A 14,250-nucleotide genomic window follows, 5' to 3' on the forward strand; every position below is an offset into this window, starting at 1 on the left:
CCCTCCCCCTCCGCGTCCGGTGCCCCGCACCCGGTTGATCTACGCTGACCGGATGCCCATAACCGTGCTCCTGGTCGACGACGAGCCCCTCGTACGGGCAGGTCTGCGGGCCGTGTTGGGGGCTCAGCCCGATATCGATGTCGTCGGGGAGACCGCGGACGGGGCCGCCGCCATTCCGCTGGTCAGGCAGCTACGGCCCGATGTGGTCGCCATGGATGTACGGATGCCGTTGATGGACGGCATCGAGGCCACGCGCGCCATTCTGCGGACCGTGCCGGAGCCGCCGAAGATCCTCGTGGTGACGACGTTCGAGAACGACGAGTACGTGTACGAGGCGCTGCGGGCCGGTGCCGACGGGTTTCTGCTCAAGCGGGCCCGGCCGGCCGAGATCGTGCACGCGGTGCGGCTGGTCGCCGAGGGCGAATCGCTGCTGTTCCCGGCCTCGGTACGGAGGCTGGCGGCCGAGTACGGGGAGGGCGGCCAGGACGGCGGGAACCGGGCCGCCCGGGCGGCGCTGGAGCGGGCGCGGCTGACCGAGCGGGAGGCGGAGGTGCTGCGGCTGATGGCCCGGGGCATGTCCAACGCGGAGATCGCCGCCCGGCTGATCGTCGGGGCGGAGACCGTGAAGTCGCACGTCAGCGCGGTGCTGGCGAAGGTCGGGGCGCGGGATCGTACGCAGGCGGTCATCGTGGCGTACGAGTCCGGATTCGTGGCGCCGGGATGATCCCGGCCTGTCGGAGAGGCCGGGGGTGCCCGGCTCTCGCCCGGATGCCCCGCGCCGAGTACGATCCGCCCAATCGCGCACCAAGCGCTCCGCCGGCTTCATCAGGGCCGCTCAGCCGGGAGGTCGTACGTTGGGGCAGCTGACCGGTGGGGATCCCTCGCTGCTGCGAAGGATCAACTCCGCGGTGGTGCTGCACGCGCTGCGTGCCACGGACTGCGCGACGCTGACCGAGATCACCCGGGTGACCGGGCTGTCCCGGCCGACCGTCGAGGGTGTCGTCGAGGGGCTCATGGACGGCGGGCTCGTCGTCGAGAAGGCGGCCGACGAGAGCGTCGCGCGGCGGCAGGGGCGGCCCGCGCGACGGTTCCGGTTCCGGGCGGAGGCCGGGCATCTGCTGGGGCTGGAGATCGGGTCCCATCGGGTCGCCGCGCTGCTGTCCGACCTGGACGGGCGGCTGCTGGGGTCGATCTCGAAGGACGTCGACGAGGCGGCGCCCGCCGACGAGCGGCTGGAGCGGCTGCGCTCCGCTGTCGCCGAGCTGCTGCGCCGGGCCGGGGTGGCCCGTGACTCGCTGCGGGCCGTCGGCGTGGCCACGCCCGGGATCGTGGAGGCCGACGGGGTCGTACGGCTGTGCACGGCGCTGCCCGGGTGGACCGGGTTGCCGCTCGGTGAGCGGCTCAGCCGGTCCTTCAAGTGCCCGGTGCTCGTGGAGAACGACGCCAACGCGGCTGCCGTCGCCGAGCACTGGAAGGGCGCCGCGATCGACTCCGACGACGTGGTGTTCGTCCTGGCCGGGCTGAGTCCGGGCGCCGGTTCACTGATCGGCGGGCGGCTGCACCGGGGGTACGGCGGGGCGGCCGGGGAGATCGGCGCACTGCATCTGCTGGGCCGGGAGGCGACTCCGGAGGCGCTGCTGTCGACCACGGGCGAGCCGCTTCCCCCACTCGACGAGGTGGCGGTCGCCGAGGTGTTCGGCCGCGCCCGCGAGGGCGACGAGCGGGCCCGCGCGGCCGTCGACCGCTTCATCCAGCGGCTGGTGCACGACGTGGCCGCGCTCGTCCTGGCCCTCGACCCCGAGCTGGTCGTCGTCGGCGGCTGGGCGGCGGGACTGGACGGCGTACTGGAACCGTTGCGCGACGAGCTGGCGCGCTACTGTCTGCGCCCGCCCGGCGTGGCCCTGTCCCTCCTGGGCGAGGCGGCCGTGGCGACGGGCGCGCTGCGTCTCGCCCTCGACCATGTCGAGGAGCAGTTGTTCGCGGTGGAGGGGACTGTGACGGCCCGGCGTTGAGGGCCCTCCAGGAACGGACCCGAGCGGGACGGACCAGGAAACCGGGCTCTGATCGGGGGCCGCAGGCACCCGTGGCCCGGTTCCGCTGTCCGGAGTTCAGGAACACCTGGAACGCCGGAGGCAGGCCGCTCGGCATCCGGAGACGGTCGGTCGGCGGATACCGCTCAACTCACCGCCGTGCCGCACCAGGGGCGGGGGCGGAGAACAGGCCGCGAACGCGGAATTGCATGACGTGGTAGGGCCATCCCTCCTTGGTGTTCCATTGGCTCACTGACAGGTGGAGGTCGTCGAGCGTCGACCCGGGAATGATGTAGCCGCCGTACAACTGGGCCACGTGGGTGTCGTCCTCGTTGCCCCAGGACGTGCCCCACAGCAGGGTGCGGCGGTGGGCGGTGCGCAGGTTGGCCGTGGGGTGGTCCGCGACCAGTCCCTCGATCCGGTAGTCGCCCTGATTGAACCAGGTCAGGATCCACCGGCCGTCGAGCAGCCGCAGGCACAGTTCACCGAACGTGCCGTCCAGGACGGGCGTGGGTGGGTTGCCCCAGGCCCAGCGGCTGTCCGGGCCGCGGCCCCATGGCTCGTAGGCTCCGGGGTCGGTCAGGCGGTCGGGACGGACCCGGTGCAGGATGACCGGCTTGTCCCGCTGGAACCCGGTGGACAGGACGTAGACGTATCCGTCATCGCCGAGGGCCCAGGTGAGCAGCTGGAACATGCCGTCGTGCACGTCCGGGGCGAACACCGCACCGGTGGGAACCCAGGTCGCGCCCGAGTCGTCCGACCGCCAGATCTCGGTGCGTACGACGTTGCCGAGCCCCTTGTTCACCATGACGTGCAGGTACATGGCATCACCGAGGGTGATCACGTCGGACGGCAGCACGGTGGAGTACTCGGGGTTGTCGTGGTCGTACGGCACGAGCTGCCGGGCTTGGCGTCCCCCCACCGCACCGGTCCAGACGACCTGCCGACCGGGCCCGTCGAAACGCCCGTACAGCGCCACGGGTGAGCGCCACCAGCCGCCGCCGACCCGGGCTTCCTCGAAGGTGTCGCCGAAGACGAACAGGAGTCGGCCGTCCGGCGTCCTTACAGGCACGCCCAGGTCGGTGGCCTCCATACGGAACCGGGTGGTGACACCGGGGCCGGTGAGGTCGGCGACCTTGGAAACGCGGAGGGGGTCTTCCGCCGCGTGCGCCGGGATACGGAGCAGGGGGCCGCCGGCGAGGGCCGCCGTGGCGGCCGCCCGGAGAAAACCGGCCCGGCTGAGGTGGACCGGGCGGATGGGGGCCTGGGGCGGACGTGGGGCGCTGTCCGGTACGCGGTCGTGCATGAACGCTCCTTCGCGGATGTGGGGACAAGGGGGTGCATCGAGGACTGTCAGGAGAGCCGGCCGGGCGGGCCGTTGAGCGGGGAACGCAGCCGGCGGGTGTGCTGTCGCTTGCACTGGCTGTCCGCTTCTGAGGTGGTGGAGGTGGGTGCCCCGCTGGAGAGCGGGGCACCCACCGGGCTCGGCATCGGGTGTCAGTTGCCGTACTGGAGGGGGCGGTAGGCCTTGTATTCGCTGCCTGCTGCCAGTCCGTAGGTCAGGGAGCGGTGGCTGGTGCCGTAGGTGCCGCGCTGTTCGTAGGCCGTGTAGGTGCGGTGGGCGTCGTCGTCCCACTTCTCGAAGATGACGACGTGGCGGGTGTTGCTGTTACCGAGGGCGTCGATGACGAGATCGCCGGGCTGGAGCTCGCTCATGGGGATGGGGCGGGTGATCCTCCTGCTGGCCAGCCCCACGGTGGTTTCACCGGGCGTGGGCAGGCCGAGTGCCATGGAGGCGTAGCCGGAGCAGTCCTGCCGGTAGCCGTCCCGCCAGTGGGCCTGCTGGTTGTAGGGCACCGGGCGTCCGTTGTTGGCGGTGAGCCAGACCGCGGCCCGTTCCAGGGTCTGCTCCCGTGAGCCTGGCTGAGGAGTCGGCGTGGTCGGAGCGGGCTGCACCGGAACGCCCGGCAGCCGGTCTTCTGGGATGTCCACCGCGACAACGGTCAGGAAGCCGGTGACGGGCTGGGTGATGTGGGCCATGAAGGTGGAGCAGGCGCTGCCCTCGCACACCCTGCGGCCGGTGTCGACCTGGTAGTCGGCCGTGATGCGGTCCTCGCCGGGGGAGGTCCGGTTGATCATTCCCACGGAGGGCGAGTCGATGCCCGGCGTGGAGTGCACCACCCAGCGTGTTCCCCAGGTGGGGAAGGAAGCGGCGGCCTGCCGGGCGGCAGGCTGAAGGGTCACGGCGCCGGCGGCGGGAGCCGCCGCGCCGGTGGTGCCGTGGGCGGGTACCGCGAGGCCGCCTGCGGCAAGACAGGCCAGGGCGAGCGCCGGCAGGAACCGGCGCAGCACGCTGGGGTGATGGGCGGGGAGCAGGCGGATGCTGTGATGGCGGGTGGTGGGCATGGAGTCCTCTTTCTTCGGGGTGTGGGTGGGTTGTCCTGACGGGCCGACGGGGTCGGCCCGTCAGGATGGAAGTAGCGCGGGTCGCGGTGCGCCAAGGCGGCGTGGGACCGGTCATTTGGCCCGCGATGGCGCTCCGGCGAGCGAGTCGGTCGTTGTCAGCCGCGCGTCGGCGGCTGAGGAGCCGACAGGCCTGTCCCCGCCGACAGCGCTAGACGCTCAACGGTTGGTCCACAGGTTCCACCTGAAGGGCCAGGTGCCATCGGCGCACTGGAAGCGGTCCCAGTGCCCGCGCTCGATGCCCTGCTGGCCGGCCGTCTGGCAGCCGCCCAGGGTCAGGTACTTGTCGCGGTGGACGTCCAGGCCGTCATCCGCCGGCACAGCCCGGCTTGATCCGGTCCGCTCGCCGGCCGAACCCACCGTGGCCGCGTGGGACCGGGCCGCCGAGGTCTCCGCGTGAGCGGAGGCGGCCGTGGCCAGAGCGGGGGTGGCCAGGGCGACGGTTGCCAGGGCGATCGAGGCCGTCATTGCCCCGATCACGTGCTTCCGCTTCTTCATGGGATTCCTCTTTTCGGTTCGTTGTCCGGTCCTCGGTGCGGGACCTGATGCACCGTTTGTAGCCGCTAATCTGTTGTTCAATTCGGGTCGTCCGACGCCGAACAAACAGATGCCGAACAATCGGCGCGACCGGGGGAAGGGTGGGAATGTGGCACGGGGAGAGAGTCCTCTGGACCCGGAGGGCGGTCCTCTGTTCGAATTCGCGGCGCGTTTACGGAAACTCCGGGAACAGGCGGGCCGTCCCACCTACCGGGACCTCGCACGGAACGCGCACTACGGGATCGCGACACTGTCCTCGGCCGCGGCGGGACGTCAGTTGCCCAGCCTGGCCGTCACCCTCGCCTATGTCCGCGCCTGTGGCGGTGACGAGCGGGAATGGAAGGTGATCTGGCAACGGACGGCTGACGCGTGCACCGGCACGGACACGTCGACCGAGACCGGCGCGGAGAACCGGCAGGGGAACAGCGCCAAGCCGCCCTATGTCGGCCTGTTCGCGTTCGGGGAGGCGGACGCCGGGTTTTTCTTCGGCCGCGAGAAACTCACCGGCGCACTCGTCGAACATTTGAAGGAAAAACGGCTTCTTGTGTTGTTCGGGGCATCGGGATCCGGTAAGTCATCGGTGCTGCGCGCAGGTGTGCTTCCCGCCTTTCCCGGTGTTTCCCCGCTTGTCTTCACGCCCGGCCCGCATCCGCTGGAGGAGTGCGCCGTCCGGCTGGCGACCCGCATCGGCACTGATTCCGGGGCAGTGCACGCATCGCTGGCTGCCGAGCCGCACACCTTTCACCGGATGGTGCGGCAGATCCTCGCCGGGCAGCAGGAGACAGGCTCCGCAGCGGACGAACTGCTCGTCGTCGTGGACCAGTTCGAGGAGGTGTTCACCGTCTGCCGCGACGCGCGGGAACGGGAGCAGTTCGTCGCCGCGCTCCTGCACGCGGCCCTGGCCCCCGACAGCCGCACTCGGGTCGCCATCGCCGTGCGGTCCGACTTCTACACGCACTGCACGCGGCTGCCCGGCCTCGTCGACGCCCTGTCCCACGCCCACCATCCCGTCGGCCCGATGACCGCCGAGGAACTGAGGGCGGCGATCGTCCAGCCCGCCGCCCGCTCCCGGCTCACCGTCGAGAGCGCCCTGCTGACCACCCTCACCGCCGACGCCCACGGCCGGCCGGGCGCGCTGCCCCTGCTCTCGCACGCCCTGCTGGAGACCTGGAAGCGACGGCGGGGCAACGCCCTCACGCTGGCCGGCTACCGCGCGGCGGGCGGCTTCGAGGACGCGCTCAGCCAGACCGCCGAGGAGTTCCACCAGGCCTTGAGCAAAAGCCGGCAGGAAGCCGCGCGGCAGCTGTTCCTGCGGCTCGTCGCGCTGGGTGAGGGCACCGAGGACACCAAACGCCGTGTGCCGAGGCGGGAACTCGACGGCGGTCCCGATACCGGGTTCGTCCTCGAACAGGCGACCAAGGCGAGGCTGCTGACCGCCGACGGCGACCACGTGGAGATCGCCCACGAAGCGTTGATCCGCTGTTGGCCGCGGCTCGGCGGCTGGCTGGAGAAGGACCGCGGCCAGGTACGTCTGCACCGCGCGCTCACCGAGGCCACCACTCTCTGGGAGTCCCTGGACCACGACCCCGACACCCTGTACCGCGGGGTACGCCTCGCCGCGGCGAAGGCCCTCCCGCCGCAGGAGCTGACCGCGCGGGAACGCGCCTTCCTCGACGCCGGCGAGTCGGCGGTACAGCGGGCGCGACAGCGCGACCGCCGCCATCTGCGCCGGTTGGCCGGGACCCTGGCCGTTCTCCTCGCGTGTGCCGCGACCGCCGCCGGCTTCGCCGTACGGGCACAGAACACGCGCGACGAGGCCGTGGCCCTCCGCGCCGCCGACGAGGCCGTGCGCCTCAGTTCGGACGATCCGTCACTGGCCGTCCAGATCGCACTGGCCGCCTACCGCCAGACCCCGCAGAAACGCACGGGGGACGCCCTGGTGAGCGCCCTGTCCGTCGCATCGGTCGGCCGCACCCCGACCGGCCCCGAAGTAATCGGGCGCGTACCGGCCGGGCACACACCGGCCGTGCCCGCCGACGGCCGCACGCTGGCCATGGCCGACGGCTCGGAGCTCGTCCTGTGGGACATGAGGAATCCACGACGGCCCCGCCGGCTCGGCACCACCGCCGGAGTCGGCCTCGGCCCGATCCAGTTCACCCGGGACGGCAGCACGCTGCTCGGTGTGGACAGCGCCGGCACGCTCTGGCTGTGGGACGTGACCGACCCGCGCAACCCCCGGGTGCTGTCGAAGCGGTCCACGGAACACACCGGAGACGTCTTCTCCGTCGACGTGCGCCACGACGGTCTCGTGGCCGCCACCGGCAGCTACGACGACACCATCCGTCTCTGGGACATCGCCGACCCGGCGCGCCCCCGCTTGCTCGACACGCTCACCGGGCACACCCGTAACGTCAAACCTGTGGTGTTCAGCCCCGACGGAAAGACTCTGGCCTCGGGCTCCGACGACCACGACGTCCGTATCTGGGACGTGACCGACCCGCGCCACGCTGCCCCCGTCGCCGTCCTCAAGGGGCACCGGAACTTCGTCGACGCCCTCGCCTACAGTCCCGACGGCCGTACGCTGCTGAGCGGGAGCGACGACCACACGGCGAAGCTGTGGGACATCAGCGATCTTCCCCGGTACCGAGAGCTGGGCGACCTTGCGAGACACGGCGACGTCGTCACCAGCGTCGCCTTCGCCTCCGACGGCCGCACGGCGGCAACCGTCGGCGTGGACAGCGCGGTGAACCTCTGGGACGTGACCGACCGCGCGCGCCCCTCCGCCCTGGCCCACCTCACCAACCCTCGCGGGACGGTCAAGCAGGTGCGTTACCTCAAGGCGGACGGCACGTTCCTCACCGTTACCGCCTACCACAGCGTCCAGACCTGGTACACCGACCTCGACCGGGCGCTCACCGATGCCTGCGACCACGTCCACAGCACCATCAGCCGCGCCCAGTGGGCCCGCCACTTCCCCCACCTCGACTACGCTCCGCCCTGCCCGCGCCGCACGTGACCCGGCCGGCCGGAACCCGGTCAGGGCGCCTGGACTTCCGGGCCGTCGTGTATTTCCACTCCCCCGGTGTCACCGAAAGTCAAGCGGCACGTGTCAGCGCGGTAGGTCGCCACGGACAGCGCGGCCGTGCGGCCCTCCGTGAAGAAGCGGGTCGTGACGACGAGGACGGGCGCCCCGGGGAGCCGGTCCAGTTCCCTGGCGTCGTCCGCGCGGGCCGAGCCGAGCTCCACGGCGCGGTCCTGGCCCTCCAGTTCGAGGCGCTGGAGTTCGCGCAGCACCGCACGCGCGCGTGCCGCTCCGGACGAGGCGTCCGTCGCCGGCAGGTCGGGCACCGAGGCGGCCGGTACGTAGAGCAGTTCGGCGGCGACCGGCCGGCCGTGCGAGACGCGGGAGCGGCGCACGGTGTGGACGGGCTCGTCCCTGCCGGTGTCCAGGGCGGCGGCCACGGATCCGGCCGGTACGGTCAGCGCGCTGTCCATGGGTTCCCAGGCGTCGTCGGCCGGGCCGCCCGGCCAGGTGTGCCGGGCCGTGCCGACGGGGACGCCCACGCGCGGCGGGGCGACGGTCGTACCGACACCACGTCGGCGCTGGAGCCGGCCTTCGAGTTCGAGCTGTTCGAGCGCCTGGCGGAGCGTGGCGCGGGCGACGCCGAAGCGGGCCGCGAGGTCGCGCTCGTTGGGCAGGATCTCGCCCACCGTGAACTCGGAGTCCAGTGCCTCACTGAGCACGGTCTTGAGCTGCCAGTACTTCGGCTCCGGCACCGTCTCCAACTGCGTGGTCCCCACCATGTCCTCCGCAATCGCCGTGGTCGGACGGCGTTTTGGCGCCCTTGTTTATTAAAGGTTGTTTCACTTTCCTGCGACCATAGGGCGGCCCCGAAGCTTGGTCAAGACCAATCAGCCTTCCTGAGGAAGGGTCAGGAACCGGACCTTCTCCGGGTTGCGGATGATGTACACGCACTGGATACGGCCGTCCGCGACATCCACCTGGAACACCGCGTCGGGCTTGCCGCCGTCCAGGATCAGCACGGCGAAGCCGCCGTTGACCTCCAGGAAGCGGAACGAGGCGTCCGCGAGGCCCTTGCCGGCGGTGCCGACGACGAAGCGGCCCACGTGGTCGGCCGACTCCAGGATCCGGCGGGGCGCCCGTGCGAGGCCGCCGCTGTCGGCGACGAGGGAGACGTCCGGGGCGAGCAGTTCCATGAGGCCCGCGAGGTCGCCCTGTTCGGCGGCGACGAGGAACCGTTCGGTCAGATCACGGCGCTGGGCCGGGTCGACGTCGTAGCGCGGGCGCCGTTCGTCGACGTGCCTGCGGGCGCGTCCGGCGAGCTGACGCACCGCCGGTTCGGAGCGGTCGAGCATGGCGGCGATCTCCGTGAACGGGTACGCGAAGGCCTCTCTGAGGACGAACACCGCGCGCTCCAGCGGCGAGAGGGACTCCATGACGACCATGACCGCGAGTGACACGGTGTCGGCGAGCACGGCCCGCTCGGCGGCGTCCGGCACGACACCGGCGGCGCCGGTGAGTTCGGTGACGTACGGCTCGGGCAGCCACGGGCCGACGTAGGTCTCGCCGCGCGCCTTCACCTGGCGCAGCCGGTCGATGGCGAGCCGGGTCGTGACGCGCACGAGGTAGCCGCGCGGTTCGCGTACCTCGGTCCGGTCGGCGCCGGACCAGCGCAGCCACGCGTCCTGGACGACGTCCTCGGCATCGGCCACCCGGCCGAGCATGCGGTAGGCGACGCCCATCAGGACGGGCCGGTGCTCTTCGAAGACGTCGTTCACGGTGTCGGTGGTCACGGTCCCATCCCAACCCGGCACCGAGGGTGCTGTCCAGCGCATTGCCGGCTGCCGCCGTCCGGGGGCTACCCGTCAGTAGTAACTGCTGACAAACTGTCTACGCAGTGCCCCGTCGACAGCTACGCAGAGACTCGTACGACGCCGAGGAGCAGCTCCATGTCCGCCACCGCCACCGCAGCCACCACTGTCACCTTCGAGGTCCCCTCGCCGTACGATCCGGCGGCCGAACCCAGGGCCGTGACCCTGTCGTACGCGCGCGTCGGCAACGGTGAGCCGCTTCTGCTGCTGCACGGCATCGGGCACCACCGGCAGGCCTGGGACCCGGTGATCGACGTCCTGGCCACCGGGCGCGATGTGATCGCCGTCGATCTCCCCGGGTTCGGCGCGTCGCCCGCGCTGGCGGACGGCTTCGCGCACGACCTGCCGACGATGACGGCCGTTCTCGCCGCCCTGTGCGAGGCGCTGGAGCTGAACCGGCCGCATGTGGCGGGCAACTCGCTGGGCGGTCTGCTGGCTTTGGAACTCGGGCGGGAGAAGCGCGTGCGGTCCGTCACCGCGCTCTCCCCGGCGGGCTTCTGGTCGCGGGCGGAGCAGCGGTACGCGTTCGGGCTGCTGCTCGCGATGCGGCGGGCCGCGCGGGCCATGCCGGTGCCCCTGGTCGAGCGGCTGTCGCGGTCGGCGGCGGGGCGGAGCGTCCTGACGAGCAGCATCTACGCCCGGCCCGGCCGCCGTTCACCCGAGGCGGTCGTCGCCGAGACCCTTGCCCTGGCGAAAGCCCGGCGGTTCACGGAGACCCTCAGGGCCGGCCGCGACCTCCGCTTCACGGACGACGTCCCCGGCATCCCGGTCACCGTCGCCTGGGGCACCCGCGACCTGATTCTGGTACGCCGTCAGGGCATCCGCGCCAAGCGGATGATCCCCAAGGCCCGCCTGATCCGGCTCCCCGGCTGCGGCCACGTCCCGATGAACGACGACCCGGCCCTGGTCGCCCGGGTGCTCCTCGACGGCAGCCGCTGACGGGGGTATCCGAGCGGCGTGTCCGAGCGGCGGCCGGGGTCGCCGTACGGCCCCTGACGGAGTTCGCGCACACCCGCGCGCGGGGCGGGGCCGTGCGACTGGTGCTGGGGTACGCGCAGTTGTCGCCCGCGCGGATCAGGGAGGGGGTTCGGCTGATGGCGGAGGCTGTCGCTCCCTGAGCGCTGCCCGCGTACCGGTTCCCTTGTCCTTGCTGGCAGTTGTTCATGTGCGGTTTGCGTGGGCGCTGCGGTGTCCCAGTAGTTGTGGCTGTGCACACTCGCCGGATCCCGCCCCCGGAGGCACGCCCCATGTCAGCTTCTTCCCTGCCCGGTCGTCGCAGCGTCCTGCGCGGTTCGCTCGCCGCGTCGGCGGCCCTGTCCCTGCCCGCCGCCATCGGTTCCGCGGCGCCCGCGTTCGCCCTGTCCGGGCGGCCGAACGCCGGATGGGGTGTACAGACAGGTGATGTGACCGCCAAGTCGGGGCTGGTGTGGGTGCGCTCCGACCGGCCGGCCCGGATGATCGTCGAGACGTCCGCCACCGAGTCGTTCCGCAACGCCCGCCGCTGGCACGGCCCGCGGCTCGGCCCCGACACCGACTTCACGGGTACGACGCGCCTGCACGGGCTGCCGTCGGGCGAGCAGATCCACTACCGCGTGCTCCTCGCCGACCCGGACGACCCGCGCCGTACCGGTGAGCCGGTGACCGGCACCTTCCGTACGGCGTCGGCGCGGCGGCGCGACGGGGTGCGGTTCCTGTGGTCGGGGGACCTGGCGGGGCAGGGCTGGGGCATCAACCCGGACCTCGGCGGCTACCGGATCTATGACGCGATGGGCAAGCTCGACCCCGACTTCTTCCTGTGCAGCGGCGACAACATCTACGCCGACGGCCCGATCGCCGCGACCGCCGCGCTGCCCGACGGCTCCACCTGGCGGAACATCACGACCGAGGAGAAGTCGAAGGTCGCGGAGACGCTGGCCGAGTTCCGCGGCAACTTCCGCTACAACCTGCTCGACGAGAACCTCCGGCGGTTCAACGCCCAGGTCCCGTCGATCATCCAGTGGGACGACCACGAGGTGCGCAACAACTGGTACCCGGGTGAGCGGATCTCCGAGTCGGACACCCGTTACACGGAGAAGAGCGTCGACGTCCTCGCGGGCCGGGCCCGGCGGGCGTTCAGTGAGTACTTCCCGGTCTCCACGCTCCGGCCGGGCGCCAAGGAGGGCCGCGTCCACCGCGTACTGCGCCAGGGGCCGCTGCTCGACGTGTTCGTCCTCGACATGCGGACGTACCGCAACGCCAACTCGCCCGACGGCCAGAGCGTCGACCCGCAGGGCATCCTCGGCGCCGAGCAGCTGGAGTGGCTCAAGCGGGAGCTGTCCCGCTCGCGTGCCGTGTGGAAGGTGATCGCCGCCGACATGCCGCTGGGCCTGGTCGTGCCGGACACCACCGAGGGCAAGGCGAACATCGAGGCCGTCGCGCAGGGCGACCCGGGTGCGCCGCTCGGGCGTGAGCTGCAGATCGCCGAGCTGCTGCGGTTCATCAAGCACCGGCGGATCACCGGCACGGTCTGGCTGACCGCCGACGTCCACCACACCTCGGCCCAGCACTACCAGCCCGAGCGGGCCTCCTTCACCGACTTCGAGCCGTTCTGGGAGTTCGTGTCGGGTCCGCTGAACGCCGGGGCGTTCCCGGCCAGCGCGCTCGACGGCACGTTCGGTCCGGAGCGGGTCTTCGTGAAGGCGCCGACCGCGGCGAACGTCTCGCCCGCCGGCGGCTACCAGTTCTTCGGCGAGGTCGACATCGACGGCGACAGCGGTGAGCTGACGGTACGGCTGCGCGAGCAGGACGGGACCGTGCTGTTCACGAAGGTGCTCCAGCCGGGGCGCGTGGGGCAGTAGGCGCAGGCAGGACAGTAGTCGTACAAGAGTGGTACAAGAGTAAACAAAAGGGGCGGAACGCAACTTAACCCTTCGGTCACAATCCGTTCGTGATCACGCAACACCACTGGCGCATGGTGGCTGCATGAATCGAAAAGTGACCGAGGGAGCCCCTGTGGCGAACGGCCGTCCGGTACGCCAGTGGCGGCGGAACGCCGTCGAACTCGCCGCACTGCTGCGCACATGGTGGGCAGGCCGCCACGGTCACGCACCGCCGGACCACGCCGATGCCGGTACGGGCATCGAGACGGCGTCCGGCGCGAGCGTGCTGTGGCGGATGCGGACGACGGTCAAGGACGAACCGGGATCGCTCGCCGCGCTGTGCACGGCGCTCGCCGGGCGGCGGATCGACATCCTCAGCCTCCAGACGCATCCGCTGGCCCGGGGCACCGTCGACGAGTTCCTGCTGCGCGCCCCCGGCGACCTCGCCGCCGACGAGATCTCCGGAGCGGTGTCCCGGGCGGGCGGCACCGGGACGTGGATCGAGCGGGCCGACGCCCACGATCTCGTCGACGCGCCGACCCGGGTGCTGGGTCTGGCCACCCGTACGGCCCTGGACGCGGCCGAACTGCCGCTCGCGCTGCGCCAGTTGCTTGGGCGCTGCACGATCCGGTCGGTGCCCGGCGGTGACCCGGCGGCGCAGGAGGGCGTACCGGTCGGGGGCGCTCTGGAGGAGACGGACACGGTGATGCGGCTGCGCGCACCGGAAGGCGGAGTGATCACCGTGGAGCGGCCGTATCTGCCGTTCACCCCTACCGAGTTCGCCCGCGCGCGGGCGCTGGTGGAGCTGGACGCGCGGCTCGGTCCCCGGGTGCCGCACGGCCATGACGTACTGACGCTGCCCCGGGGCAACGCCATCACCGTACGGCGGGCCGACGCGCGCGACCTGGAGGCGGCGAAGGCGATGCACGAGCGCTGCTCGCCGCGCACCCTCTCGCTGCGCTACCACGGCCCGATGGGCGAGGCCGACCGCTACCTGAACCACCTGCTCAGCCCGCGCTACGGCCGCACGCTCGCCGTACAGACCGCGTCAGGGCAGATCGTCGCCCTCGGGCACCTGCTCTGGGACGGCGACGAGACCGAGATAGCGCTCATCGTCGAGGACGAGTGGCAGCGGCGCGGTATCGGCGGCGAACTCCTGCGCCGGCTGGTGGCGATGGCGCGCGAGGCGAACTGCGAGCACGTGTACGCCGTCACGCAGTCCTCCAACACCGGCATGGTCGCCGCGATGCGCGGCCTCGGCCTGCCCCTCGACTACCAGATCGAGGAGGGCACCCTCGTCATCACGGCCCGCCTGGACACGGCCCCGGCCGCCTCCTCGCGCCCGTACGACCACAGCGCACGGGACTGATCCGACCGAGCATCTGTGCGACCGGCCCGGCGGCCTCCGCCGGGCCGGTGGCGCGTTCAGGCGGGTCCCGGCTCGTTCCGGCACGAATCCGGGTGACGCC

At 71.7% G+C, this 14,250-nt stretch carries 11 protein-coding genes and 1 pseudogene; 7 read left to right on the forward strand and 5 right to left on the reverse strand.

Going from position 1 to position 14,250, the window contains the following annotated elements; genetic code table 11:
• The first annotated feature begins 52 nt into the window (after positions 1–52).
• Complete coding sequence (locus AOK08_RS13000; RefSeq protein ID WP_055525687.1) at positions 53–724, forward strand: response regulator transcription factor; 672 nt, start codon at positions 53–55, stop codon at positions 722–724.
• Between the two features lie 130 nt (positions 725–854).
• Positions 855–2,012, forward strand: a complete 1,158-nt coding sequence (locus AOK08_RS13005) for an ROK family transcriptional regulator (protein WP_055525679.1) — start codon at positions 855–857, stop codon at positions 2,010–2,012.
• Between the two features lie 169 nt (positions 2,013–2,181).
• Here the strand turns inward: AOK08_RS13005 and AOK08_RS13010 are convergent, their stop codons facing one another.
• The 3 genes from AOK08_RS13010 to AOK08_RS13020 form a co-directional block, all read right to left on the reverse strand.
• Positions 2,182–3,336 carry a DUF4185 domain-containing protein gene (locus AOK08_RS13010; protein ID WP_079053996.1) on the reverse strand — a complete coding sequence of 385 codons (1,155 nt, stop codon included), beginning with the start codon at positions 3,334–3,336 and terminating at the stop codon, positions 2,182–2,184.
• A 191-nt stretch (positions 3,337–3,527) separates the two neighbouring features.
• Positions 3,528–4,436: an NlpC/P60 family protein gene (locus AOK08_RS45685; RefSeq protein ID WP_055525680.1), complete on the reverse strand. Its 909-nt coding sequence runs from the start codon at positions 4,434–4,436 to the stop codon at positions 3,528–3,530.
• Between the two features lie 216 nt (positions 4,437–4,652).
• Entirely contained in the window at positions 4,653–4,991 is a 339-nt protein-coding gene (locus tag AOK08_RS13020; RefSeq protein WP_055525681.1) for a hypothetical protein, read from the reverse strand.
• Between the two features lie 148 nt (positions 4,992–5,139).
• Here AOK08_RS13020 and AOK08_RS13025 point away from each other — a divergent pair, with 148 nt between their 5' ends.
• Positions 5,140–8,046 (forward strand): nSTAND1 domain-containing NTPase, encoded by a 2,907-nt coding sequence (locus AOK08_RS13025; protein WP_055525682.1) that lies wholly within the window; start codon positions 5,140–5,142, stop codon positions 8,044–8,046.
• 20 nt (positions 8,047–8,066) lie between these two features.
• Here the strand turns inward: AOK08_RS13025 and AOK08_RS13030 are convergent, their stop codons facing one another.
• Positions 8,067–8,831, reverse strand: coding sequence for a GntR family transcriptional regulator (locus AOK08_RS13030; protein WP_055525689.1), 765 nt, complete (start codon positions 8,829–8,831; stop codon positions 8,067–8,069).
• A gap of 111 nt (positions 8,832–8,942) precedes the next feature.
• Positions 8,943–9,845, reverse strand: a complete 903-nt coding sequence (locus AOK08_RS13035) for an RNA polymerase sigma-70 factor (protein WP_055525683.1) — start codon at positions 9,843–9,845, stop codon at positions 8,943–8,945.
• A gap of 156 nt (positions 9,846–10,001) precedes the next feature.
• Between AOK08_RS13035 and AOK08_RS13040 the strand changes: the two genes are divergently transcribed.
• The 4 genes and pseudogenes from AOK08_RS13040 (at position 10,002) to AOK08_RS13050 (ending at position 14,150) form a co-directional block, all read left to right on the forward strand.
• On the forward strand, positions 10,002–10,862 hold the full coding sequence (locus AOK08_RS13040; protein WP_055525684.1) for an alpha/beta fold hydrolase: 861 nt from the start codon (positions 10,002–10,004) through the stop codon (positions 10,860–10,862).
• A gap of 26 nt (positions 10,863–10,888) precedes the next feature.
• Positions 10,889–11,041: pseudogene (locus AOK08_RS47255) on the forward strand (MocR-like pyridoxine biosynthesis transcription factor PdxR); the annotation flags it as partial.
• A gap of 129 nt (positions 11,042–11,170) precedes the next feature.
• A complete protein-coding gene (locus AOK08_RS13045) occupies positions 11,171–12,760 on the forward strand; it encodes an alkaline phosphatase D family protein (RefSeq protein ID WP_055525685.1) in 1,590 nt (529 codons plus the stop codon).
• Positions 12,761–12,884: 124 nt separating this feature from the next.
• Positions 12,885–14,150 (forward strand): GNAT family N-acetyltransferase, encoded by a 1,266-nt coding sequence (locus AOK08_RS13050; RefSeq protein WP_055525686.1) that lies wholly within the window; start codon positions 12,885–12,887, stop codon positions 14,148–14,150.
• Positions 14,151–14,250 lie beyond the last annotated feature (100 nt).

It is taken from the genome of Streptomyces graminilatus (assembly GCF_001418565.1).
Lineage (GTDB): Bacteria > Actinomycetota > Actinomycetes > Streptomycetales > Streptomycetaceae > Streptomyces > Streptomyces graminilatus.

Excerpts from the sequence above, each read along its gene's own strand:
- AOK08_RS13050 (WP_055525686.1), top strand. The coding sequence starts at position 12,885 with ATGAATCGAAAAGTGACCGAGGGAGCCCCTGTGGCGAACGGCCGTCCG.
- AOK08_RS13040 (WP_055525684.1), top strand. The coding sequence starts at position 10,002 with ATGTCCGCCACCGCCACCGCAGCCACCACTGTCACCTTCGAGGTCCCC.
- AOK08_RS13010 (WP_079053996.1), bottom strand. The coding sequence starts at position 3,336 with ATGCACGACCGCGTACCGGACAGCGCCCCACGTCCGCCCCAGGCCCCC.
- AOK08_RS13045 (WP_055525685.1), top strand. The coding sequence starts at position 11,171 with ATGTCAGCTTCTTCCCTGCCCGGTCGTCGCAGCGTCCTGCGCGGTTCG.
- AOK08_RS13020 (WP_055525681.1), bottom strand. The coding sequence starts at position 4,991 with ATGAAGAAGCGGAAGCACGTGATCGGGGCAATGACGGCCTCGATCGCC.
- AOK08_RS13000 (WP_055525687.1), top strand. The coding sequence starts at position 53 with ATGCCCATAACCGTGCTCCTGGTCGACGACGAGCCCCTCGTACGGGCA.
- AOK08_RS45685 (WP_055525680.1), bottom strand. The coding sequence starts at position 4,436 with ATGCCCACCACCCGCCATCACAGCATCCGCCTGCTCCCCGCCCATCAC.